Source organism: uncultured Marivita sp., from assembly GCF_947488135.1.
In the GTDB taxonomy this organism is placed as follows: domain Bacteria; phylum Pseudomonadota; class Alphaproteobacteria; order Rhodobacterales; family Rhodobacteraceae; genus Marivita.
Window position 1 is genome coordinate 284,135 of record NZ_CANKYW010000001.1, and the last position, 22,385, is coordinate 306,519.

Genomic DNA, 22,385 nt, shown 5'->3' on the forward strand with positions numbered 1-22,385 from the left:
CTGCGTCCCAATAGCGGCTTTCCCATTCCGTTGCGCCAAGATAGCGTGCGCGCATGACAGCAGGTCGAAACAGATCGGGAAATGCACGCATCACGCGTGCGAACACACGGACATGACAGGTCGCGACGCAGCCGGATTTTCCCTTCGACCGGGTGAGACATCCGGCGAGATGCACCTGTCCGGGCCGTTGACCATCTACACCGTGACCGCGGCCCGCACCGAATTGCAGGCGCTCGCGCCGGATGACGTCAGCACACTCGACATCTCGGCGCTCGATCGGCTCGATACGGCGGGCGCTTGGGCGCTGGTGCAACTGCAAACACGATTTGCAGACGCGGGCCGGGACGTGTCGATCACCGGTGCCAGCAGCGAGGCCGCCAGCCTGCTCGAAAGCGTTGAACAGGCCATGCCGGAAAAACAGGCCGTGGCCGAAGAACGGCTGACTTTCAAAGCCTGGCTCGACAGGTTTGGCCGCAAGGTCATGTCGGGCGTCGCTTTCTTGCGGGCCTTGACCGCGTATCTTGGCATGTTCCTGCACCGCCTCGGGCGGGCCATACGCCACCCGAGCGAATTCCGCCTGACGTCGCTGGTACACCATTGCGAAGAGGTCGGTCTGAAAGCCGTGCCGATCGTGGCGCTCATGGCCTTTCTCATCGGCGTCGTACTGGCCTTTCAGGGTTCGACCCAGCTGCGCCAGTTCGGTGCCGAGGTTTTCGTGGTGGACCTGATCGCCATCTCCGTCCTGCGCGAGTTGGGCATCCTTCTGACGGCGATCATCGTCGCCGGGCGCACCGCCTCGGCGTTCACGGCGGCCATCGGCTCCATGAAGATGCGCGAGGAAATCGACGCCATGCGCACGCTTGGCCTTGATCCGGCGATGAACCTCTTTGTGCCTCGGATACTGGCGCTGCTCATCATGTTGCCAATCCTCGGGCTGATCGCAAACCTTGCAGGTCTCTTCGGCGGTGGGCTGATGTCGTGGATCGACCTTGGCATTTCGCCTGCCATGTTCATGACGCGTCTTGTCGAAGGCACATCGGTCGACCACGTCTTTGTCGGGCTCGTCAAAGCGCCGTTTTTCGCGCTCATCATCGGGGTCGTCGGCTGTCATGCCGGCATGCAGGTCCAAAGCAATGCGGAGTCACTGGGCCGCATGACCTCCAACGCTGTGGTGACGGCGATCTTTGCCGTGATCGTGGCCGACGCGGTGTTCTCGATCTTCTTCGCGCGGATCGGCATATGACCGAGCGGGAGGTGGTCATCAAACTGCGCGGCATTCGCAACCAGTTCGGGTCGCAGGTCGTGCATGAGGATCTGGACCTCGACGTCTATCGCGGCGAGATCCTTGGGGTTGTCGGCGGTTCGGGCACCGGGAAATCGGTGTTGCTGCGCACCATTGCCGGGTTGCAGAGACCGGCGGCGGGCAGCGTCGATGTGCTTGGCACGGATGTTCTCAACGCCGATGAGGACACCCGACAGGCGTTGGAGAACCGCTGGGGCGTGATGTTTCAGGATGGCGCGCTGTTTTCGTCGCTGACCGTGCGCGAAAACATCGAAGTGCCGATGCGGGCAATTCCCGGGCTCGACCCTGCGATCCGAAGCAACCTTGCCGATCTGAAAATCTCGATGGTGGGTCTGCAATATCTTGCCGGTGACAAATACCCCTCCGAGCTTTCGGGCGGCATGCGCAAGCGCGCGGGCCTTGCGCGGGCACTCGCGCTCGATCCGGACATCGTGTTCCTGGACGAACCGACAGCCGGGCTTGATCCGATCGGGGCCGCGGCCTTTGATCAGTTGATCCGGGGCTTGAGCCACTCGCTTGGTCTGACTGTGTTTCTGGTCACGCATGATCTCGACACGTTGCACGCGACCTGTGATCGCATCGCAGTGCTTGCGGAACGAAAGGTGCTGGTGACTGGCACGATGCAAGATATGCTGGACGTCGATCACCCGTGGGTCCACGAGTATTTCCACGGACCGCGCGCGCGGGCTGCGGCTCAGGCCGAACCGCGCGCGTCCGAAAAGAAAGGCGACTGACTTGGAGACCAAGGCGAATTTTGTCCTGATCGGAGCCTTCACGCTTGCCGGGTTGGTGGGAATCCTCGGGTTTTTCCTGTGGTTTGCCCAAGTCGAACTGGACCGCCAATTCGATTACTACGACATCCGCTTCTCGTCGGTCGCGGGATTGAGCAATGCCTCGGACGTGCGGTTCAGCGGTTTGCCCGTAGGGCAGGTTGTGGATGTAAGACTATCGCCCAATCAAGACGGCACGATCCTCGTCCGGGTCGAGGTCGATGCCGAAACCCCTGTCAGAACCGATAGCGTCGCCACGATCGAGGCGCAGGGCGTCACCGGCGTGTCCTTCGTCGGGATCGACCCCGGAACACCCTCGGCCGATCTGCTCGAGCCGACCGAGGAAGAGCCCGTCCCCGAGATCACCGCTGGCCGATCCACCCTGCAGAGCCTGTCCGAAGACGCCCCGCGCCTTTTGGAAGAGGCGTTGACGCTGGTCAACGATATCGGTGAATTGCTGGGCGGTGAAAACCGCGAGCGGATCAACAGCATCATCGTCAATGTCGAAACCGCTTCGGCCGATTTTGCCGACACGCTCGAGGGGTTCGCCGGGATCAGCACCACGGTCAACGACTTTGCCGAACAGATCAATTTGTTCAACGAAACGCTCAACACCTTGACGGGCGACCTGACCGATGTCCTCCGCACTGCGGATACCACTCTGGTGTCGATCGGTGAACTGTCCGAGCAGGGCAAGGGCGTGCTGGCCGCAGGCTCCGACACGCTGGCCAGCGCGCAATCGGCCATCACCCGCACCGAGGAATACGTGGCATCGGACCTCAGCCAGACCACGGAAGAGCTGCGTGCGACCGCGACGGCGCTGCAACAGGAAATCACCGCGCTCTCCGCCGATGCGCGCGCGCTTATGGCGACGCTCAACACAACGGGCGAAACCGCCACCGCGCGGCTGCAAGAGGCGCAAGCGACGCTGACAGCCACCGATGCCCTGATCGCACGGTTGGACGGGGCCGCCGCCATCGTCGGTGAGACGGCAGGAAATATCGACACCCTGGTCCGCGAAGAGGGTACGCCCCTGCTGGCCGAGACCCGCGCGATGGTAGCGGACGCGGACCGCGCCATTGCTTCGGTTGCGACCATCGCGAACGAAGACCTGCCCGTCATCATCGAGGACATCCGCCAGACCGCCGAGACCTTCCGCACCGTGGCGACCGAAGTTGGCGATAACCTCACGGCGTCCAGCGCGTCGGCCGAAGCCGTTCTGGAAACCGCCCGCGTCACACTCGAGGACGCGCGTGTATCCTTTGCCAACGCCAACGAAACCCTGTCGGCGATAAACGGCGCTTTGGAAACCGGCGACCGGGCGCTGGGCGCTGCGGAACGCGCCTTCACCGGCGCGGACCGGGTCATCAACGAAGACCTGTCGGGCATCATTGCGGGGCTGGAGCAATCGCTCGAAAGCCTGAACGGCGCCATCGGGCAGGTGTCCGACGAAATACCGGGCATGTCGGCGGATCTGCGCGCGGCCAGCCAATCGGCGTCCGCCACCTTTGCCGAATTGCGCCGCCTGACCGATGCGTCCTCTCCGTCGATTCAGGAATTCACGACAACAGCGTTGCCGCTTTATTCCCGATTGGCGCAGGAAACGCGCGCCTTGATTGCAAATCTGGATCGTTTGACCGATCAGATACAGCGTGACCCAGCGCGGTTCTTCCTCGACCGCGAAACGCCGGAGTTCAGACGATGAAAATGCTCACCCTGCTGCGCAAAGCGATTGCCTTGGCTGCCCTGACGGCCCTGTCGGGATGCGCCGCCATTTCCGCCGTGAGCGACGCCGCAACGCCTTTGGACGTCTACGAATTGCGCGCGCCCGATACGATCACCGCGACACGCGGGGCACCGGCACCAAGCGATGTCATTATCGAGCTGCCAACCACCAGCGGCGCCTTGTCCACCGACCGCATCATGATCCGCCCGAACGCGTTGCAGGCGCAATACCTACCAGATGTACGGTGGAGCGATCCAACGCCGGTGATGGTTCAAACGCTGATGCTGCGGTCCATCGAAGCGACGGGGGCCGTGCGCTATGTGGGCCGCGAGCCGCTCGGGGTCAGCGGCGACTATGCCATTGTGACCGAAGTCATCGATTTTCAGGCGCAGGTGACGCCGGACGGGGAAAGCGCCGTGGCGAATATCACGCTTCTGGTGCGGATGGTGCGCGAACGCGACGCACGCATCGTGGCCAGTCGCCGGTTCACCGCCAGCATGCCTGCCACCTCTACGGAAACCAATGCCGTGATCGACGCCTTCAGCGGGGCGTCGGATCAGGTCTTTGCCGAATTCGCCGCGTGGGTGCAGAGCGCGATCTAGGGCTCCTCTCTGGTCACGCCGATTGTCACGCGATTCCGGCTGCGCACATCGCATCGGCCACCTTCTTGAAGCCCGCGACATTGGCCCCCGTCGTGTAGTCGACACCGTCTCCGGTCTTGCCCGCCTCCGCGCAGTTGTCGTGGATGTCCTGCATGATGTCCTTCAGCGCCTCGGCCAGATCATCGCGGGACTGGCTGCGGCGCTGGCGGTTCTGGCTGATCTCCAGCCCGGACACCGCAACGCCACCAGCATTGGCGGCCTTGCCGGGCGCAAACAGCACCCCGGCCTCGCGAAACGCATCCTTCGCCTCGGTCGTCGTCGGCATGTTGGCGCCTTCGACGATCACCTTGCATCCGTTGTCGATCAGCGCCTTGGCGCCATCCTCACCAAGTTCGTTCTGCGTGGCACAGGGCAGGGCAGCATCGCAGGCAACATCCCAAGGCGTCTTATCGGCATGCCATGTGGCGTCGAATTCGTCGGCATAGGCCTCAAGGCTCGCACCCGGTTTCGACTTGTGATCGCGCACCCAGTCGATCTTGTCCTGCGTCAGCCCATTCTTGTCGTGGATGAACCCCTTGCTGTCCGACAGCGTCACGACCTTGCCGCCGTTGCAGACAGCCAGCTCAGCCGCGAATGTCGCCACATTTCCGGCGCCCGAAATGACAATGGTCTTGCCGTCGATCTGATCGTTATGCTCGGCCAGCATGTGACAGAGAAATTGCACGACACCATAGCCTGTGGCCTCGGTCCGCATCTCGCTGCCGCCAAAGGCCAGCCCTTTGCCGGTCAGCACCCCAGCGAACCTGTTGGTGATGCGACGGTACTCGCCGAACATCCATCCGATCTCGCGCGTGCCGACATTGATGTCTCCGGCGGGGATGTCGATATCCGGGCCGATATGGCGGTGAAGCTCCTGCATGAAGGACTGGCAAAAGCGCATGATCTCGTCGTCGGAGCGCCCTGACGGATCGAAATCCGCGCCGCCCTTGCCGCCGCCCATCGGCAGGCCGGTCAGCGCGTTCTTGAACGTCTGTTCGAAGCCAAGGAATTTCAGGATCGACTGGTTCACCGACGGGTGAAAGCGCAGCCCGCCCTTGTAGGGTCCGATGGCCGAATTGAATTGCACGCGGTAGCCGCGGTTGACGTGGGCGACATTGTCATCGTCGCGCCATTCGACGCGGAACGACACGATGCGGTCGGGTTCGGTCAACCGTTCAAGGATCGCCGCATCGCGGTAGGCCGGTGTTTCGTTGACGACCGGGATCAGGTCGGGGATCACCTCGTTCACCGCCTGGTGAAAGGCATTCTCGCCCGGGGTGCGGTCCTTGAGGGTGGAAAGAAAACCGTCGAGGTCGATCTTGCTGCTGCTCATGAAGCCTGTCCTTTTTTGATTAGAGGCTGACCGTCAACTCTCCCAAGCGTTCCGTCAGCTTCATGTTTTCGCGGTAATCCACCGGCATCACCACAAGTGACGGTCCAGCGGTATCGAGAGCAACGGTCAGATGGGTTCGCAGGTCTTCGGCACGGGTGCAGGTGCTACCGTGCCAGCCAAAGCTCTTGGCCAGATCCATCCAGTTCGGATTGCCGAAGGACAGATCGGTGTGACTGCCGAACTCCTGCTCCTGCTTCCAGGCGATCAGACCGTAGGCCTTGTCCTCCCAGACCAGCATCGTGATGTCGGAATTGAGCCGCCGCGCGGTTTCCATTTCCTGCACGTTCATCAAGAAATCCGCGTCACCCACCAGCCCAAGCACCTTGCGCCCCGGGCAACTAATTGCGGCACTGATGGCACCGGGCAGCGGCATCCCCATAGAGCAAAACCCGTTCGAGATGATGCACGTCCCCGGCTCGTGGCATTGGTACTGGCGCGCGACCCACATCTTGTGCGCGCCTACGCCACACAGCAGAATATCGTTAGGGCCAAGGCAGGCGCGGACATCGGCAATCGCTTTCTGCGGCGTGATCGGGCCTTCGCCGGTTTCGTCGGCATGCATGGCGAACTCGGCCTGCATCTTGTCGCGCAGCGCCACTTGGGCCGAGACATCGTAGTCAAGCTGCGCGACCTTGGCGCGATCCTCCAGAGCAGAGATCGCCGCCGCGAGGTCCCCGACGATCTCCACCTCCGGAATGTAGGTGTTGTCCACTTCGGCGGGCAGGAAGTCGATATGCACGATCTTGGTGTCGCCCTTGGGATTCCAGCTGCTCGGCGGGTATTCGACCATATCGTAGCCCATTGTGATGATGAGATCGGCATCCTCGACCATAGGCATCGGGAAATCGCGCTGTCCCATCCCAATGGTGAACAGGCATCGCGGATCGTCCAGATCCAGCGCGCCTTTCGCCATGAAGGTCATCAGCGCCCCGATGCCCGTGGTGTCGCAAAACGCCCGAAGCGCGGCACTGGCACGGGTGCGGATGGTGCCGTTGCCCGCGATGATCAGCGGCCGCTTGGCCGCCGCGATCAAGTCCCATGCCTGATCCAGCGCCTTGCTGTCCGGTGCCGATCGGCGCACCGGCACGACCTTGAGAGGTTTGGCGTCGGTCTCCGTCGCGGCCACGTCCTCGGCCAGTTCGATATGTACCGCGCCGGGCTTTTCCGCCTCGGCCAGCTTGACCGCCTTGCGCACGATTTCCGGAATGGCATCGGGGGACAGGATCGCCTGCGACCACTTCGTGACCGATTTGAACATGCCGACCACGTCCATCACCTGATGGCTTTCCTTGTGCTGCCGTGTGGTCGCGGCCTGACCCGTGATCACGAGCAGCGGCGCGCGGTCCATGTTCCCGTCAGCGACCCCGGTCATCAGGTTCGTGGCCCCCGGCCCAAGCGTGCCAAGGCACACGCCGACCGATCCGGTCAGACGGCCATGCACGGCCGCCATGAATGCCGCCCCCTGTTCATGGCGACACAGGACGAACTCGATCGACGAGTTTTGCAGCGACATCAGCATGTCGGCGTTTTCTTCGCCCGGCACGCCGAAGATGCGTTTGACGCCTTCCGCTTCGAGGCATCGCACAAACAGGTCGCTGGCTTTGGTCACGTTGGTCTCTTCCTTGTATGGGCTCTGCTCGTAGATAGGCTTGCGCCCTCGGATGGCGAGCGGAAGAGGAACCCCGGTAGGGGTGATACGTTCCCGTGGCCTTTCGGACCGGCGTCACTCCAGGCGTTTGCCGGGCGACAAATAGGACGGGTCGGCCTTTACCTCGATCAGGTTGACACCACCCCGGTCACGCGCTGCAGCGACGGCGGCGACAAAGCTGTCGAAATCCCGTGCTTTCTCGGCATGGGCCCCGAAGGATTGCGCGAAGGCGCAGAAATCGGGATTGGTCAGCGCCGTGCCCGACACCCGGTCGGGGTATTCGCGTTCCTGATGCGCACGGATCGTACCGTAGCGGGCGTTGTCGATGATGATCACGGTCAGGTTCAGGTCGTGATGCACCGCCGTGGCCATTTCCTGACAGGTCATCATGAAACACCCGTCGCCCGCAATGGCGAACACCTCGCGCGTCGGTTCACAGATCGCGGCGGCGACGGCGGCGGGAAGGCCATAGCCCATCGACCCCGATGTGGGCGCAAGCTGCGATCCCGGCGCGCGGTAGCGGTAGAAGCGGTGCAGCCACCCGGCGTAGTTTCCCGCGCCATTGCACAGGATCGCGTCGTCGGGCAGCGTGTCCGCCAGATGCGCGAAATAGGGCGCCAGAGGATCGTCGGGCACCGACGCGGGATCGCTGAACGAACCGTACGTTTCGCGCAGGTCTTTCGTACGGTTCACGAACCGCTCCGGCGCGATGGCGTCCCAAGACGCCACCTCCACGCAGAAGCTTTCGGTATCCGCCACCACCGCGATTTCAGGCTCGAAGACGCGCCCGATTTCTTCGGGTTCGGGAAACACATGCACCAGCGATTGATCCGGCACCGGGGGCGTCAGGATCGTATATCCGGCGGTCGTCATTTCCCCCAGGCGGGGGCCGATGGCGATGAGCAGATCGGTCTCTTCCATGATCTGCCGCAGATAGGGCGGCGTGCCGACACCGTAGTGACCGATGTAGTTCGGGTGGCGGTTGTCCATGAGGCCCTGACAGCGCAGGGACACCGACACGGGCAGGCCCTGTGTCTCGGCAAACCGCGCAAGCGCCGCGATGCCGGTTTTGGTCCACCCCCCGCCACCTGCCATGACCAGCGGAGCCTTCGCTTCGGCGATGCGCGCCTTCAGCGACTCCAAAATTTTACCGGATGGTAAAAAACGCGGAGCCTCGATCCGGGCGGGTGGTGTCGGCGGGGTGATCTCGTCGTAAAGCATGTCCTCGGGCAGGGCGAGCACCACTGGGCCGGGGCGACCCGACATCGCCACGCGAAAGGCGCGGCTGACATATTCCTGAAGCCTGGAGGCATCGTCGATCTGCGCGACCCACTTGGCCATCTGCCCGAACATGCGCCGGTAGTCGATTTCCTGGAACGCCTCGCGATCAATCATGTCGCGTGCGACCTGGCCCAGGAACAGGATCATCGGGGTCGAGTCCTGATAGGCCACATGCACCCCCGCGCTCGCGTTTGTTGCACCCGGCCCGCGCGTCGCGAAACAGATGCCCGGACGCCCCGTCAGTTTGCCATAAGCGTCGGCCGCCATCGCGGCGCCGCCTTCCTGTCGACATGTGATGAAGCGGATGTCGGTCTCGCGGCCGTAGAACGCATCCAGCACCGGCAGATAGCTTTCGCCCGGCACTCCAAAGGCGGCGGTGGTGCCTTGGGCGACCAGAAGATCGACAAGATGGTCTGCGGCGCGGAGCGTATGGTTCGTGCGGGTCATGATCTGCGGGGCCTTCGGGTTGTTTGCCCAAACGCTAGACAGGTTCGCGGGACAGGGCAAACAGATGGTCGGTCGTGGTGTCGCGGATGTCGGCTCTGAGGTGACACGCGCGCCTGCGCACTGTCAGTATCGGGACATGAGACTTCTGCACAAAACCCATGAACACGCGAACGCGATCCTGACGGCGCTTTCCGATGTGCCTTTTCCCAGCACCGATGCAGAGCGGCCCAAGGCACTGCTGACCCGGTGCCCTGCGGCTGCGGTCACGCCGCTCGAGGACGTCCCTGAACTGGCGCGGGCGGCGGGCGTGGCGAAGGTGTACGTCAAGGACGAACGTAGCCGGATGGGGCTGGGCAGCTTCAAGGCGCTGGGCGCGGCCTATGTGATCGCGCGCGATGCCGAGGACGGGCGTGCCAAGGGCCGGACCTATGTGACCGCCAGCGCCGGCAATCATGGGCTGTCCGTCGCTGCCGGCGCACAGGCGTTCGGCGCGCGCGCGGTGGTGTACCTTGCGCAGACCGTGCCAGAGAGCTTCGCCGACCGGCTGCGTGCTTTCGGTGCCGAGGTGACGCGCCACGGCGCGATCTACGAAGAGGCGATGGCAGGTGCCGCACAAGCGGCAAAAGACCACGACTGGGCGTTGCTGTCGGACAGTTCATGGCCCGGATACTTCGACCGGCCGCATACCTTGATGGAGGGATATCTTGTCCTGATGCAGGAAGCGGTCGCGCAGATGCCCGCGCCTCCGACGCACATTTTCCTTCAGGCTGGGGTGGGGGGGCTTGCCGCCGCCTGCGCGGCCTACGCGCGGCTTGCCTGGGGGGAGGCTCCCCGCATCGTAATCGTCGAACCCGAGGCGGCGCCTGCGTTGTTCGAGTCGATCAAGGCCGGATTCGCGCAAGTGACCGAAGGACCGGACTCGGCGATGGGGCGGCTCGATTGCAAGGAGCCGTCGCTGATCGCCTTGAAGGGACTGGCACGGGATGCCGACGATTTCCTTCTGATCACCGAAAACGAGGGCGCGGCGGGAAGCGACGCCTGTTTGGGCGCGGGCTATGCAACAACGCCATCGGGCGGCGCAGGTCTGGCGGGTTTGCTGGCCGTGCGGGGCCACCAACAGGCGCTTGGTCTCTCTGCCGTCTCGCGAGTTCTCGTGATCCTGAGCGAGCAGGCGTCATGACCCAACCGCCGCGCGGATTTCCGGTTTCGGAGTTTCGGACCCGCACCCGCGCGGCACAGGCGCTGATGGCCGAGCACGCGCTGGACGCGTTGTTGCTGACGACCGAGCCGGAAATCCGCTACTACACCGGCTTCCTTACACGGTTCTGGGAAAGCCCGACGCGTCCGTGGTTCGTGGTCCTGCCCGCGCTGGGCGATCCGATTGCGGTGATCCCCTCTATCGGGGCGCATCTGATGCGGCAAAGCTGGATCGTTGACATCCGCACATGGGCAGCTCCGGATTACGACGATGACGGGATTGGTCTTCTGGTCGACACGCTGGCCGAGATCACGCCCGCGGGCGGGCGGATCGGCCTCGCGGATCACCTGGAAAGCCATGTGCGTATGCCGCTCGCCGACTTGCGGCGCTTGGAAAAGTGCCTGTCGCCGCGCCAATTGCTTGGGGATGCCACGATCACCCGCCGTCTGCGGCTGGTGAAATCCGAACATGAGATCGACAAGATCCGCCATGCCGCGCAGATCGCGACCCGCGCCTTCGACCGGGTGCAGGGTACAGTTCGTGCGGGAATGCTCCTGTCCGAGGTGTTCCGCCGCTTCCAGATGCTTTGCCTGGAAGAGGGCGCGGATTGGGTGCCTTACCTGGCGGGCGCTGCCGATCTTGGCGGGTATGGCGATGTTATTTCTCCGGCGACCGACGCGCCTCTGGCCGAAGGTGATGTATTGATGCTCGATACCGGTCTGGTCTGGGACGGGTATTTTTGCGATTTCGACCGCAATTTCAGCGTTGGCCCACCGGAGCCATCGGTCGAAAGCGCCCATTCCCGCCTCATCGACGCGGTTCACGCAGCGATGGAGGTGGCCCGACCGGGAAAGACCATCGCCGACCTGTTCCACGCCATGAACGCCGTTGCCAATCCGGGCGGCGACGTCATGGAGGCCGGACGGCTTGGGCACGGTCTGGGGATGCAGCTCACCGAATGGCCGTCGATCATCCCGCAGGATCACACCGTTCTCGTGCCGGGCATGGTGCTGACGTTGGAGCCATCGGTTACCGTCGGACCTGGCAAGCTCCTCGTTCATGAAGAGAACATCGTGATCCGCGACGGCGCGCCCGAGGTGCTGTCATCCCTGCAATCGCGCGACATGCGGGTGATCTGATGCCGCTTCCCTATTCGATCGACACACATCGTCCAACGCAGATCGGGCTGATCACGCTGCAGAGCGACGAAACCATCGAGCGCGATTTCCGAAGGCTTTTGCCCGACAACGTCGAATGCCTCGTGTCCCGCGTTCCCTCCGGTGCGACAGTGTCGCTCGACACCCTGCGCGGGATGGAGGCCGATTTGACGCGATCCGCGTCGCTCTTGCCGAGGGGTGCTGCGTTTTCGGCGGTGGGGTACGGGTGCACGTCGGCCAGCGCCGCCATCGGGGCGGATCGGGTGGCGCAGCTGATCAAGGCCGGTGTCGAGACACCGCATGTCTCTGATCCACTGACCGCCCTGACCGCCGCCTGCAAGGCCGCCGCGATCCGCCGGATCGGCCTTGTCAGCCCCTATGTCGCCTCGGTCAGTGATGCGTTGATCCGGGGGTTGGAGGCCGAGGGGATCACGGTCGCGTCTTTCGGGAGTTTCGACGAACCTCTCGAAGAACACGTCGTTCGCATCACCCCGGCTTCGATCCGCGATGCGGCAATCCATGTCGGCCGCAATGGGCCATGTGACGCCGTTTTCATGTCCTGCACGAACCTTCGGGCGCTCGAAGTCATCGAAGAGGTCGAGGCGATACTGGACATGCCGGTTCTATCCAGCAACCAGGTGCTTGCCTGGCATTTGGGCACTCTGGCCGGGTTTTCCAATCAGATCCAGAAGGTCGGACGGCTGTTTGCAGTCGTGTGACAGGGCCGCGCGGACAGTGCTTCTGTTGCTCCACGACACCCGGAAAATTGACGTGGGAGAAGACTTGCCAACGGGGCCGGTCTTGGCGAAGACTGTGGGCTCGACAAATCACCAACGATAACAAACGACAGGGAAGTCTCATGAAGACGACATTTGCTTTATCCATGGCTGCCGCGCTGTTGGCGACAACTGCGACGGTGAGCGCGGAGACGCTGCGCTGGGCGCGGTCCGGGGATGCGTTGACGCTGGATCCGCACGCGCAGAACGAAGGCCCGACCCACACGATCCGCCACCAGATGTATGAGCCGCTCATCATCCGTGACACCACCGGCGCGTTCGAGCCTGCCTTGGCGACCGACTGGGCGCCCAAGGAAGACGATCCGAACGTCTGGGTGTTCAATCTGCGTGAGGGCGTCAAATTCCACGATGGGGCGGATTTCACCGCCGAAGACGTCGTGTTCAGCTTCGAACGCGCCAAGCAGCCGAACTCGGACATGAAAGAACTGATCGGGTCGATCACCGAAGTGCGCGCGGTGGATGACTACACGATCGAAATGGTCACGGACGGACCGAACCCGATCCTTCCGTCGAACCTCACCAACCTGTTCATCATGGATAAGGGTTGGGCCGAAGCGAATGACACAGTCAATGTGCAGGACTTCGAGGGTGGCGAGATCACCTATGCCACGACCAATGCGAACGGAACCGGACCGTATGTGCTGACAAGCCGCGAGCCCGATGTCCGCACGGTCATGACCAAGAACGAGAACTACTGGGGCATCGACCAGTTTCCGCTGGAAGTCACGGAAATCGTCTACACCCCGATCCAGAACGCGGCGACCCGTGTCGCGGCGCTGCTGTCGGGTGAGATCGACTTCCTTCAGGACATGCCGGTGCAGGATCTGGAACGTGTGCAGAACGCGGACGGGCTGACCGTCAAGAAGGCACCGCAGAACCGTGTGATCTTTTTCGGCATGAACATGGGCGCGGACGATATCGAAGCCGATAACGTCGACGGTAAGAACCCCCTGGCGGATGTCCGTGTGCGCGAGGCAATGTCGAAGGCGATCAACCGCGATGCGATCCAGCAAGTCGTCATGCGCGGACAGTCCGAACCCGCGGGCATGATCGCACCGCCCTTCGTCAACGGCTGGACTGAAGAGATGGATGCCGAGTCCTCGACCGATATCGAAGCGGCCAAGGCTCTGATGGAAGAAGCAGGCTACGGCGACGGATTCTCGATCCGTCTGGACTGCCCGAACGACCGCTATGTCAACGACGAGGCGATCTGCCAGGCGGCTGTCGGTATGCTGGGCCAGATCGGCGTCACGGTGAACCTCGATGCGAAACCCAAGGCACAGCACTTCCCGCTGATCACCGATGGTCAGACGGATTTCTACATGCTGGGCTGGGGCGTTCCGACCTATGATTCCGAATACATCTTCAATTTCCTTGTGCACGGTCGGGAATCCGATATCGGCACATGGAACGGCACCGGCTATGACAATGACGAGCTGGATGCGAAGATCAAATCGCTCGCGTCGAACACGGATCTGGAAGCACGCAACGCCGATATCGCCGAGATTTGGCGGGTCGTTCAAGACGAGCATCTCTACATCCCGATCCACCACCAGGTTCTGAATTGGGGCATGGCCGAAAAGGTCGGCATCGAGGTGGATCCTGAGGATCAGCCGAAGATCAAGTACTTCACAATGAACTGATCGCACGGGCGCGCCCTTGTGGCGCTCCCGTCCTTCGTGGTCTGGTGATACCTGCCAAAATGTCGCGGCCTTCTGCTTTGGCCGCGACATCGCTTATTACATCCGAAGGAAAAACTCATGAGACGTTCCATTCAGCTTGCGGTTATTCTTGCCGCACTCGCGCCTGCGGCCCAGGCCGAAGACTTCATGTGGGCCGTGAATACCGATCCCCAGACGATGGACCCGCATGCCGTCAACTCAACCCCGGTGCTCGGGTTCTTGAACAATGTGTACGAAGGGCTCGTGCGGCGCGGCAAAGACATGACTGTCGAACCCGCGCTTGCTACGTCGTGGGAACCGATTGGCGAGGGCGAAGGCTGGCGTTTCATTCTGCGTGAAGGCGTGACATTCCACGACGGTGCGGAATTTACCGCGGAGGATGTGCTCTTTTCCTACCAGCGCGCGTCGGACGAGGCCTCGGACACGCGCAGTTGGTTCGCACCGGTGTCGGAAGTCGTTGTCGTCGACGACTACACTGTCGATTTCATGACCACGGCACCGAACCCGATTTTTCCCGGCTCGATCGCGAACTGGATGATCATGGACAGCGGTTGGGCCGAGGTGAACGATGCGACGTTGCCGGATAAGGAAAACGGCAATTACGCCACGCTGAATACGAACGGCACTGGAGCCTTCAAGGTCACGGCCCGCGAACCGGGGCTGCGGACGGTGCTGGAACCTTTCGAGGGCTGGTGGGGCGAGGTGGAACACAACATCACCCGCGCCGAACTGACCCCGATCCAGAACCCGGCGACCGCTTTGGCGGCGCTGCTGTCCGGGGATGTGGATTTCATCAACCCCGTGCCGATTCAGGACGTGGCCCGTTTGAAAGAAAATCCCGACGTCGAGGTCATCCAGGGCATCGAAGCCCGTGTGATCATGCTGGGGTTCCCGCACGAGGCTGACACGCTGAAATATTCGTCCGAGACGACCGATGCCAACCCCTTTGCCGATGTGCGGGTCCGTCAGGCGGTGGCACATGCGATCAATGTGCCCGCGATCCTTCAAACCATCATGCGCGGCAATGCCGAAGCGGTGAGCCAGTTGGTCAGCGCGGCCATGCAGGGATATGTGCCGGAACTCGAGGCACGGCCGGCCTACGATCAGGATCGCGCACGCGAATTGCTTGCCGAAGCGGGGTATCCCGATGGCTTTTCCTTCGGTCTGAAATGCCCGAACAACCGGTATCTGAACGACGAAGCGGTGTGTCAGGCGATCACCGGGATGCTGGCGCAAGTTGGTCTCAACGCGACGCTGGATGCGATGCCGGTGCAGAACTACTGGCCGGAACTTCGGGCGGACAATTACGATATGTTCCTTCTGGGCTGGTCGCCCGGCACGTTCGATGCCGAGCATCCGATCCGTTTCCTCGCCGCGACACCGAACGAGGAATTGCGTGTCGGAAGCTGGAATTTCGGAGGCTACTCGAACGCGCGGGTGGATGAGTTGTTGCCGTTGATCCAGTCCGAGATCGATCCGGTTGCACGTCAGGCGATGATCGACGAAACAGCCAAAATTCTACAGGACGAGATGGCCTATGTTCCGATGTATGTGCAGCCTCTGGTATGGGGCATCCGCAACAATATCGAACTGACACAGCGTCCGGATGATTTCTTCATCCTGCGTTGGGTGACCGTTAACTGAAGCCTTTCGGGGACCAGCCTGGCCCCCGGACACAGACCACCGGGGGCGACATGCTCGCATATATCATTCGGCGTATCGGACAATCGGCGCTCGTGCTGCTGATCGTCGGGCTTGTCGCCTTTTCGATGTTCCGCTTCGTCGGCGATCCGATCGACAACATGCTGGGGCAGGAACGCACGGCCGAAGATATCGACCGCCTGCGCGCGCAGCTTGGTCTCGATCAGCCGTTTGTGGTGCAATACTTCAAATTCCTCGAAGGTGCCGTTCAGGGCAATTTCGGCGTGAGCTACAGGCAGGGACGGCCCGTCGCCGAGATCCTGCTCGAACGCGCGCCTGCGACGCTCGAACTTGCGGCGGTGTCCGGCATTCTGGCGATCCTCTTTGGCATCGCGCTGGGTGTCTTCACAGCGATCCGAAGGGACGGGGTGCTGGCCAATTTCATCATGTCCGCATCTCTGATCGGGGTGTCTTTGCCGACCTTTCTCATTGGGATCCTGTTGATCTACCTGTTCTCGGTCGAGTTGGGCTGGCTGCCCAGTTTCGGGCGGGGCGAGACCGTGGACCTTGGGGGGTGGTCCACCGGGTTCCTTACTGAAAGCGGGCTCAAGGCCCTGATCCTGCCCTCCATCACGCTTGGTCTGTATCAAATGACGCTGATCATGCGGCTCGTCCGCTCCGAGATGCTCGAGGTGCTGCGGCAGGATTACATCCGCTTTGCGCGGGCAAGGGGACTGCGCGACCGGGCGGTCAATTTCCGCCATGCGCTCAAGAACACGATGGTGCCGGTGATCACGGTCATCGGCCTGCAATTGGGGGCCATCATCGCCTTTGCGATCATCACCGAGACGGTGTTCCAGTGGCCGGGCGTCGGCCTGTTGTTCATCAACGCGATCCAGTTCGTCGATATCCCGGTGATGGCCGCGTATCTGATGCTGATTTCCGTGATGTTCGTCGGGATCAACCTACTGGTGGACATCCTTTATTTCTTCATTGATCCGCGCCTGCGGGCGGACCGGTCAGGAGGCCACTGATGTCGGATTTCCCAATTCCCTCAGCGCCCAAGTCCCGTTACCGGCGGGCGGTGGAGAGCGACCTGTTCTACACGTTCAAGCGGTCGCCCGTGGCAATGGTCTCGGCGGCAGTGGTCCTCATCCTCGTGCTGGCGGCCGTGTTCGCGCCGCTGATCGCGCCGACCAATCCGTTCGATCCGTCGTCGCTCAACCTGATGAACGGGTTTACGCCGCCGATGGCCCCGAACGCGTTTACCGGCGACACGTTCCTTCTGGGCACCGACGACCAGGGACGCGACGTGTTTTCCACCATCCTTTACGGCATGCGCATCTCGCTTTTCGTCGGCGTCGCGGCGGTGTTTCTGGCGATGGTTCTGGGCATCACGCTTGGACTGATTTCCGGCTATGTCGGCGGCTGGACCGAGACGATCATCATGCGCACAGCCGACGTTCAACTGACCTTCCCGTCCATCCTTGTCGCCATGCTGATCTTCGGCATCGCCAAGGGCGTGACGCCGGTGGAGTATCGCGACCAGATGGCGATCTGGGTGCTGATCCTCGCCATTGGCCTGTCCGACTGGGTGCAATTCGCGCGTGTGGTGCGGGGCGCAACGCTTGTCGAGAAGAACAAGGAATACGTCCAGGCCGCGCGGCTGATCGGACGCACGCCGGGGGCAATCATGCTGCGGCACATCCTGCCCAACGTCCTGTCACCGGTCCTGGTGATCGCGACGATCTCGCTCGCACTGGCGATCATTGCCGAAGCGACCTTGAGTTTCCTTGGCGTGGGGGCACCGCCGACGCAGCCTTCGCTCGGAACGCTCATTCGGATCGGGCAGGGGTTCCTGTTCTCGGGCGAGTGGTGGATCCTGCTCTTCCCTGCGGTGACGCTGCTGGCGCTGGCGCTGAGTGTGAACCTGCTGGGCGACTGGCTGCGCGATGCATTGAACCCAAGGCTGCGCTGATGACACATCCAGTTCTATCGATCCGCGACCTGTCGGTCGAAATACCCACGCGCCACGGCGTCGTGCGCCCGGTGGACGGTGTCAGCTATGACATCGCGGCGGGAGAAATCCTCGGCGTGGTCGGGGAAAGCGGTGCAGGCAAGTCGATGGCCGGGAATGCGGTCATCGGGTTGCTGACGCCCCCGGCTCATATCTCGACGGGTGAAATCTGGCTGAACGGTCAGCGTATCGACCAGTTGACCGGCGACGCGATGCGTCGGTTGCGGGGCAAGGAGATCGGGATGGTGTTCCAAGATCCGCTGACCTCGCTCAATCCGCTGCTGCGGATTGGTGACCAGTTGACCGAAACCATGCTGACCCACCTGCCGATCAGCCGCTCGGAGGCCGAGAAACGCGCGGTTGCCGCCTTGGATGAGGTGGGCATTCCCGGCGCCGCGGAGCGGGTGAACAGCTACCCGCACGAATTCAGCGGCGGGATGCGGCAACGCGTGGTGATTGCACTGGCGCTCTGTGCGGAGCCGTCACTGATCATCGCGGATGAACCGACGACGGCGCTCGACGTGTCGGTGCAGGCGCAGATCATCGCGCTTTTGCGCAGGCTGTGCCGCGATCGGGGGACGGCTGTCATGCTCATCACCCATGACATGGGGGTGATCGCAGAGGCCACGGATCGCGTGGCGGTGATGTATGCAGGACGTCTGGCCGAGCTTGGTCCGGTGCGGGACGTGCTGACTCATCCGCAGCATCCCTATACGCACGGGCTGATGGCCTCCACACCACTGGCATCACAGGGAAAGAGCCGCCTGCATCAGATCCCCGGCGCGATGCCGCGTCTGGATGCGGTGCCCGAGGGCTGCGCCTTCCATCCGCGCTGCCCCTATGCGACCGACAAATGCCGCCAGCCTCCGGTGCCGCGTGTGACCGATGGTCAGGCCGCCTGTTGGTATCCTCTAGTCGATGAGAAGGTCATCTGATGGCGCTTGTACGGGTCCGAAAGCTCAGCCGATTGTTCGATGTGTCGAAGCCCTGGTTGAACCGTGTGATCGAACGCCGGTCCAAGGCGTTTCTGACGGCCGTGTCAGAGGTGGATTTCGATGTCGAAGCCCGCAGCACCTACGCGCTGGTCGGCGAAAGCGGGTCGGGCAAATCGACGATCGGCAAGATGCTGGTCGGGCTTCTCAAGCCGACCTCGGGTGTGGTCGAGATCGAAGGCGTCGATCTGGCAAGCGAAACCGATGCCGCCAAGATCGATGCGATCCGCTCTGACATCCAGATGATCTTTCAGGACCCCTATGCCTCGCTCAATCCGCGTTGGCGGGTGCGTGATATCATTGTTGAACCGGTTGCGTCACGCGGCGGGAATACGGATGGTCTGGCCGAAAAGCTGCTCGAACAGGTGGGATTGTCGAAGCAGGACGCCGGAAAGTTTCCGCACGAGTTCTCCGGTGGCCAGAGGCAGCGGATCTGTATCGCGCGGGCGTTGGCTTCCGAGCCGAACCTGATCGTCTGCGATGAACCCACATCCGCGCTCGACGTGTCGGTGCAGGCGCAGGTTCTGAACCTGATGAGCGACCTCAAGGACGATTTCGGTCTGACCTATGTCCTGATCAGCCATGATCTGACCGTGGTACGCCACATGGCCGACAAGATCGGTGTCTTGTATCTGGGTCGGCTCGTCGAGGAAGCCGCGCCGGATGCGCTGTTCGACACGCCCAAGCATCCCTACACCCAGATGCTGCTCGAGGCGGCGCCGCAAATGGACGGGTTCGGACGCGAAGTTCAGCCGCCCGAGGGCGAGATCCCCGACCCGATCAATCCACCGCCCGGCTGCGCCTTCCACCCGCGCTGCCCCATCGCGCAAGACATCTGCCGCAAGGAACGCCCCGAAATGCGCAAGCTCGGAGAGACGCGGGTGGCGTGCCACATGGCCGAGTAGGGCCGCGCAGGTCGAGGCGTTACCGCACATGCCGATGTCGTCCATCGAACAGGTCTTGCCTTGTCCTTGGGCATACCTGCCGGGTTTTCCGGTCATTTCGGGAAAGTGGGGAAGCTATTTGCCAGTCTTACTCGAAAACGACTGGCACATTCTTCCGAAAACGCAAAGGATGTGCTTCGATCCATTCCGAATGACGAACAATCGGATGTGATCAGGCGATCCTGCGCCCGGTTGCAGGCGAGCATCGGCGGAGAGAGATCATGAAATCACGCACCAAGGTCGTTGTCATTGGCGGTGGTATCGCCGGGTGCTCGACGCTTTATCATTTGACGCAGGAGGGGTGGAGCGATGTGGTTCTGATCGAACGTGATGAGCTGACATCGGGCACCACCTGGCATTCGGCGGCGCAGGTGACGAATTTCGGGATGAACCAGACGATGGTCGGCCTGAAGTCCCATTCGATCCAGCTCTACAAAAAGCTGCGCGACGATCCGGATTATCCTGTCGGCTATCATCACGGGGATGGGGGCATTCGTCTGGCCAATACCGAGGCGCAGATGCAGGGCTATCGGCATTTCGCCTCGATGGCGCGGGGGATGGGCGTCGAATTCGAAGTGATTGACGCAGAAGAATGCGCCCGTCGCCACCCGCTCATCTCGACGGAGAACCTTCTCGGCGGGCTTTGGGACGGCGAGGATGGCGATATTGATCCCGCGCAACTGTGTCAGGCGCTGGCCTTTCATGCACGCAAAGCCGGGGCCGAAATCTACCGCCACACGCCGGTGACGGGGCTGACGCAGCACAGCGACGACACCTGGACTGTCGAAACGGAGAAGGGCAATATCGACGCCGATATCGTCGTCAACGCCTGCGGCTACCGCGTCAACGAAGTGGGTGCGATGATGGGCGTGCATCACCCCGTCGCGTCGATGGAGCACCAGTATTTCGTCACCGAGGATATCCCCGCCATCGTCGAGGCCGGTCATCGCATGCCGCTTCTGCGCTGTCCGATCAGTGATTATTACTCACGCCAGGAAAAGAACGGGCTGCTGGTCGGGTTCTACGAACAGGACTGCAAGACGTGGGGCATGGACGGGATCAGCCCGGACTTTTCCAACGATCTTTGCCCCGATGACCTTGAACGCGTCATGGACGTGCTCGAAGGCGCGTTCGAGCGGATGCCGGTGCTGATGGAGGCAGGGATCAAGCGCGTGGTCAATGGCCCCATCACCTACACGATAGACGGCGCCCCTTTGGTCGGCCCTATCCCGGGCAAGCGCAATGCGTTCTGCATCATCGGCCTGCGCGCCGGTATCGGCGAAGGGGGCGGGCATGGCTGGCTTTTGGCGCAGCAGATCATTCACGGGGAGGCGTGCTATGACACGTGGTGCCTCGACCCGCGGCGCTTTGCCGGGCATGCGAATGTCGAACTGACGGCGCTGAAGGCCATCGAGGATTACCAGAACGAATTTCGCTTCCACTTCCCGCACGAACATCGACCGGCAGGTCGTCCCGCCAAGACAACTCCATTGACCCCGATCCTAGCTGCCGAGGGTGCCGAGTTCACGGTCGTGAATGGCTGGGAGCGGGTGGATTACATCAAGCCGACCCGCGATTTTCACCCCACGCCAAGCTTTCATTTCGACGGAACCTTCGATGTGATCGCAGCCGACGTGAAAAACGTGCAGGACAATGTGGGCCTGGCCGAGGTCAACGGGTTTAACCGGATCGAGATCACCGGGACAGACCGCCACGCGCTCCTTGAACGGATGATCTGCGGAACCGTCCGCAGACGCGACGGGCGCGTCGGGCTGGGCTATCTGCTGAACCATCACGGCATGATCAAAGGCGAGGCGACCATCGCCAATCTGCCCCCGTCGGATCGTGGCCCGGCGCGCGTCTGGTACGGGTCCGCCGCCGCGTCAGAGGTGCACGACATGGATTGGCTCAAGGCGCATATCGGCAAGGATGAGGATGTCCACCTGAGATCATTGACCAACGATCAGACGATCCTTGTTCTGGCTGGGCCAAAGGCGCGTCAGGTGATGCAGGCGGTCAGCCGGGACGATTGGTCGAAAGACGGTTTCCCGTGGTTGTCGGTGCGCGACTGCTTCATCGGCATTGCGCCTACAACGGTGATGGGCGTCAGCTTTTCCGGCGAGTTGGCCTACGAAATTCACGTCCCCAACGCATCACTCTACGCGGCCTATCTCGCCCTGCGCGAAGCGGGTGAAGCACATGGCCTCAGGATTTTCGGCGCGCGGGCGGTCGAGTCGATGCGCATGGAGAAAGGCTATTTGCACTGGAAGGCCGATCTGATCACCGAGTTCACACCGTTCGAGACATCGCTCGACCGTTTCGTCAAACTCGACAAGGGCGATTTCATCGGTAGGGACGCGCTGCTTCGTCGACACGAGGCCGGTCTGCGCAAGAAGCTGGTGACTCTCCGCGTCGACGCCACTCATGCCCCGGCCCATGGCGGCGCGTCGGTGATGAAGGACGGGAAGGTCGTTGGAACGGTCACGTCGGGGGATTGGGGACACCGCGTCGGGCTGAATCTGGCATACGCGTTTGTGGATACCGCTGTAATGGAGGTCGGGAGTGAGATGGAGCTCGACCTTTGCGGCGACATCGTGCCCGTGCAGGTGATCGAGCCCTCGCCATACGATCCGGGCAACACACGGATGCGCGCGTAAAACGTCTTTAGTTGGTCTGCCTTTATTTCTACTGGCTTGAGCACCGCCGCTTGTGCAAGGTTTGCCAATATCGGGGCTTTGGGTCACTTTA

The 22,385-nt window shown here is 62.2% G+C and carries 17 protein-coding genes; 14 read left to right on the forward strand and 3 right to left on the reverse strand.

What is annotated here, in order from left to right; genetic code table 11:
• The first annotated feature begins 112 nt into the window (after window positions 1–112).
• Genes Q1B16_RS01450 through Q1B16_RS01465 form a run of 4 tightly spaced genes read left to right on the forward strand, consistent with a single transcriptional unit; the run spans window position 113 to window position 4,401 of the window.
• Entirely contained in the window at window positions 113–1,243 is a 1,131-nt protein-coding gene (locus tag Q1B16_RS01450) for an MlaE family lipid ABC transporter permease subunit (RefSeq protein ID WP_299784218.1), read from the forward strand.
• Window positions 1,240–2,037 carry an ABC transporter ATP-binding protein gene (locus Q1B16_RS01455; RefSeq protein WP_299784220.1) on the forward strand — a complete coding sequence of 266 codons (798 nt, stop codon included), beginning with the start codon at window positions 1,240–1,242 and terminating at the stop codon, window positions 2,035–2,037. The genes Q1B16_RS01450 and Q1B16_RS01455 overlap by 4 nt, the downstream gene beginning before the upstream one ends.
• 1 nt (window position 2,038) lies before the next feature.
• On the forward strand, window positions 2,039–3,778 hold the full coding sequence (locus Q1B16_RS01460; protein WP_299784222.1) for an MlaD family protein: 1,740 nt from the start codon (window positions 2,039–2,041) through the stop codon (window positions 3,776–3,778).
• Entirely contained in the window at window positions 3,775–4,401 is a 627-nt protein-coding gene (locus Q1B16_RS01465) for an ABC-type transport auxiliary lipoprotein family protein (protein ID WP_299784223.1), read from the forward strand. Before Q1B16_RS01460 ends, Q1B16_RS01465 begins: the two co-directional genes overlap by 4 nt.
• A 25-nt stretch (window positions 4,402–4,426) precedes the next feature.
• Here Q1B16_RS01465 and gdhA read toward each other — a convergent pair whose 3' ends face one another.
• From gdhA to Q1B16_RS01480, 3 genes are all read right to left on the reverse strand, one after another.
• Window positions 4,427–5,773 (reverse strand): NADP-specific glutamate dehydrogenase, encoded by a 1,347-nt coding sequence (gdhA, locus tag Q1B16_RS01470; protein WP_299784224.1) that lies wholly within the window; start codon window positions 5,771–5,773, stop codon window positions 4,427–4,429.
• A gap of 19 nt (window positions 5,774–5,792) precedes the next feature.
• Window positions 5,793–7,442, reverse strand: coding sequence for an acetolactate synthase large subunit (locus Q1B16_RS01475; RefSeq protein WP_299784225.1), 1,650 nt, complete (start codon window positions 7,440–7,442; stop codon window positions 5,793–5,795).
• Window positions 7,443–7,556: 114 nt separating this feature from the next.
• On the reverse strand, window positions 7,557–9,209 hold the full coding sequence (locus Q1B16_RS01480) for a thiamine pyrophosphate-dependent enzyme (protein WP_299784226.1): 1,653 nt from the start codon (window positions 9,207–9,209) through the stop codon (window positions 7,557–7,559).
• A 136-nt stretch (window positions 9,210–9,345) separates the two neighbouring features.
• Between Q1B16_RS01480 and Q1B16_RS01485 the strand changes: the two genes are divergently transcribed.
• The 10 genes from Q1B16_RS01485 to Q1B16_RS01530 all read left to right on the forward strand — a co-directional run bounded on the left by Q1B16_RS01485 (window position 9,346) and on the right by Q1B16_RS01530 (window position 22,294).
• Window positions 9,346–10,389 (forward strand): pyridoxal-phosphate dependent enzyme, encoded by a 1,044-nt coding sequence (locus Q1B16_RS01485; RefSeq protein WP_299784227.1) that lies wholly within the window; start codon window positions 9,346–9,348, stop codon window positions 10,387–10,389.
• Window positions 10,386–11,546, forward strand: a complete 1,161-nt coding sequence (locus Q1B16_RS01490) for a Xaa-Pro peptidase family protein (protein ID WP_299784228.1) — start codon at window positions 10,386–10,388, stop codon at window positions 11,544–11,546. Before Q1B16_RS01485 ends, Q1B16_RS01490 begins: the two co-directional genes overlap by 4 nt.
• Window positions 11,546–12,283, forward strand: a complete 738-nt coding sequence (locus Q1B16_RS01495) for an Asp/Glu racemase (RefSeq protein ID WP_299784229.1) — start codon at window positions 11,546–11,548, stop codon at window positions 12,281–12,283. Before Q1B16_RS01490 ends, Q1B16_RS01495 begins: the two co-directional genes overlap by 1 nt.
• 140 nt (window positions 12,284–12,423) lie before the next feature.
• Window positions 12,424–14,004: an ABC transporter substrate-binding protein gene (locus Q1B16_RS01500; RefSeq protein WP_299784230.1), complete on the forward strand. Its 1,581-nt coding sequence runs from the start codon at window positions 12,424–12,426 to the stop codon at window positions 14,002–14,004.
• A gap of 117 nt (window positions 14,005–14,121) precedes the next feature.
• The gene (locus Q1B16_RS01505; RefSeq protein WP_299784231.1) at window positions 14,122–15,687 is read left to right on the forward strand and encodes an ABC transporter substrate-binding protein; all 1,566 of its coding nucleotides are present in this window, start codon (window positions 14,122–14,124) and stop codon (window positions 15,685–15,687) included.
• A 50-nt stretch (window positions 15,688–15,737) separates the two neighbouring features.
• Window positions 15,738–16,718: an ABC transporter permease gene (locus tag Q1B16_RS01510; protein WP_299784232.1), complete on the forward strand. Its 981-nt coding sequence runs from the start codon at window positions 15,738–15,740 to the stop codon at window positions 16,716–16,718.
• Complete coding sequence (locus tag Q1B16_RS01515; protein ID WP_299784233.1) at window positions 16,718–17,662, forward strand: ABC transporter permease; 945 nt, start codon at window positions 16,718–16,720, stop codon at window positions 17,660–17,662. Before Q1B16_RS01510 ends, Q1B16_RS01515 begins: the two co-directional genes overlap by 1 nt.
• Window positions 17,662–18,636, forward strand: coding sequence for an ABC transporter ATP-binding protein (locus Q1B16_RS01520; RefSeq protein WP_299784234.1), 975 nt, complete (start codon window positions 17,662–17,664; stop codon window positions 18,634–18,636). The genes Q1B16_RS01515 and Q1B16_RS01520 overlap by 1 nt, the downstream gene beginning before the upstream one ends.
• Window positions 18,636–19,598: an oligopeptide/dipeptide ABC transporter ATP-binding protein gene (locus tag Q1B16_RS01525; RefSeq protein WP_299784235.1), complete on the forward strand. Its 963-nt coding sequence runs from the start codon at window positions 18,636–18,638 to the stop codon at window positions 19,596–19,598. Before Q1B16_RS01520 ends, Q1B16_RS01525 begins: the two co-directional genes overlap by 1 nt.
• A 260-nt stretch (window positions 19,599–19,858) precedes the next feature.
• A complete protein-coding gene (locus Q1B16_RS01530) occupies window positions 19,859–22,294 on the forward strand; it encodes an FAD-dependent oxidoreductase (RefSeq protein WP_299784236.1) in 2,436 nt (811 codons plus the stop codon).
• Window positions 22,295–22,385: the final 91 nt, after the last annotated feature.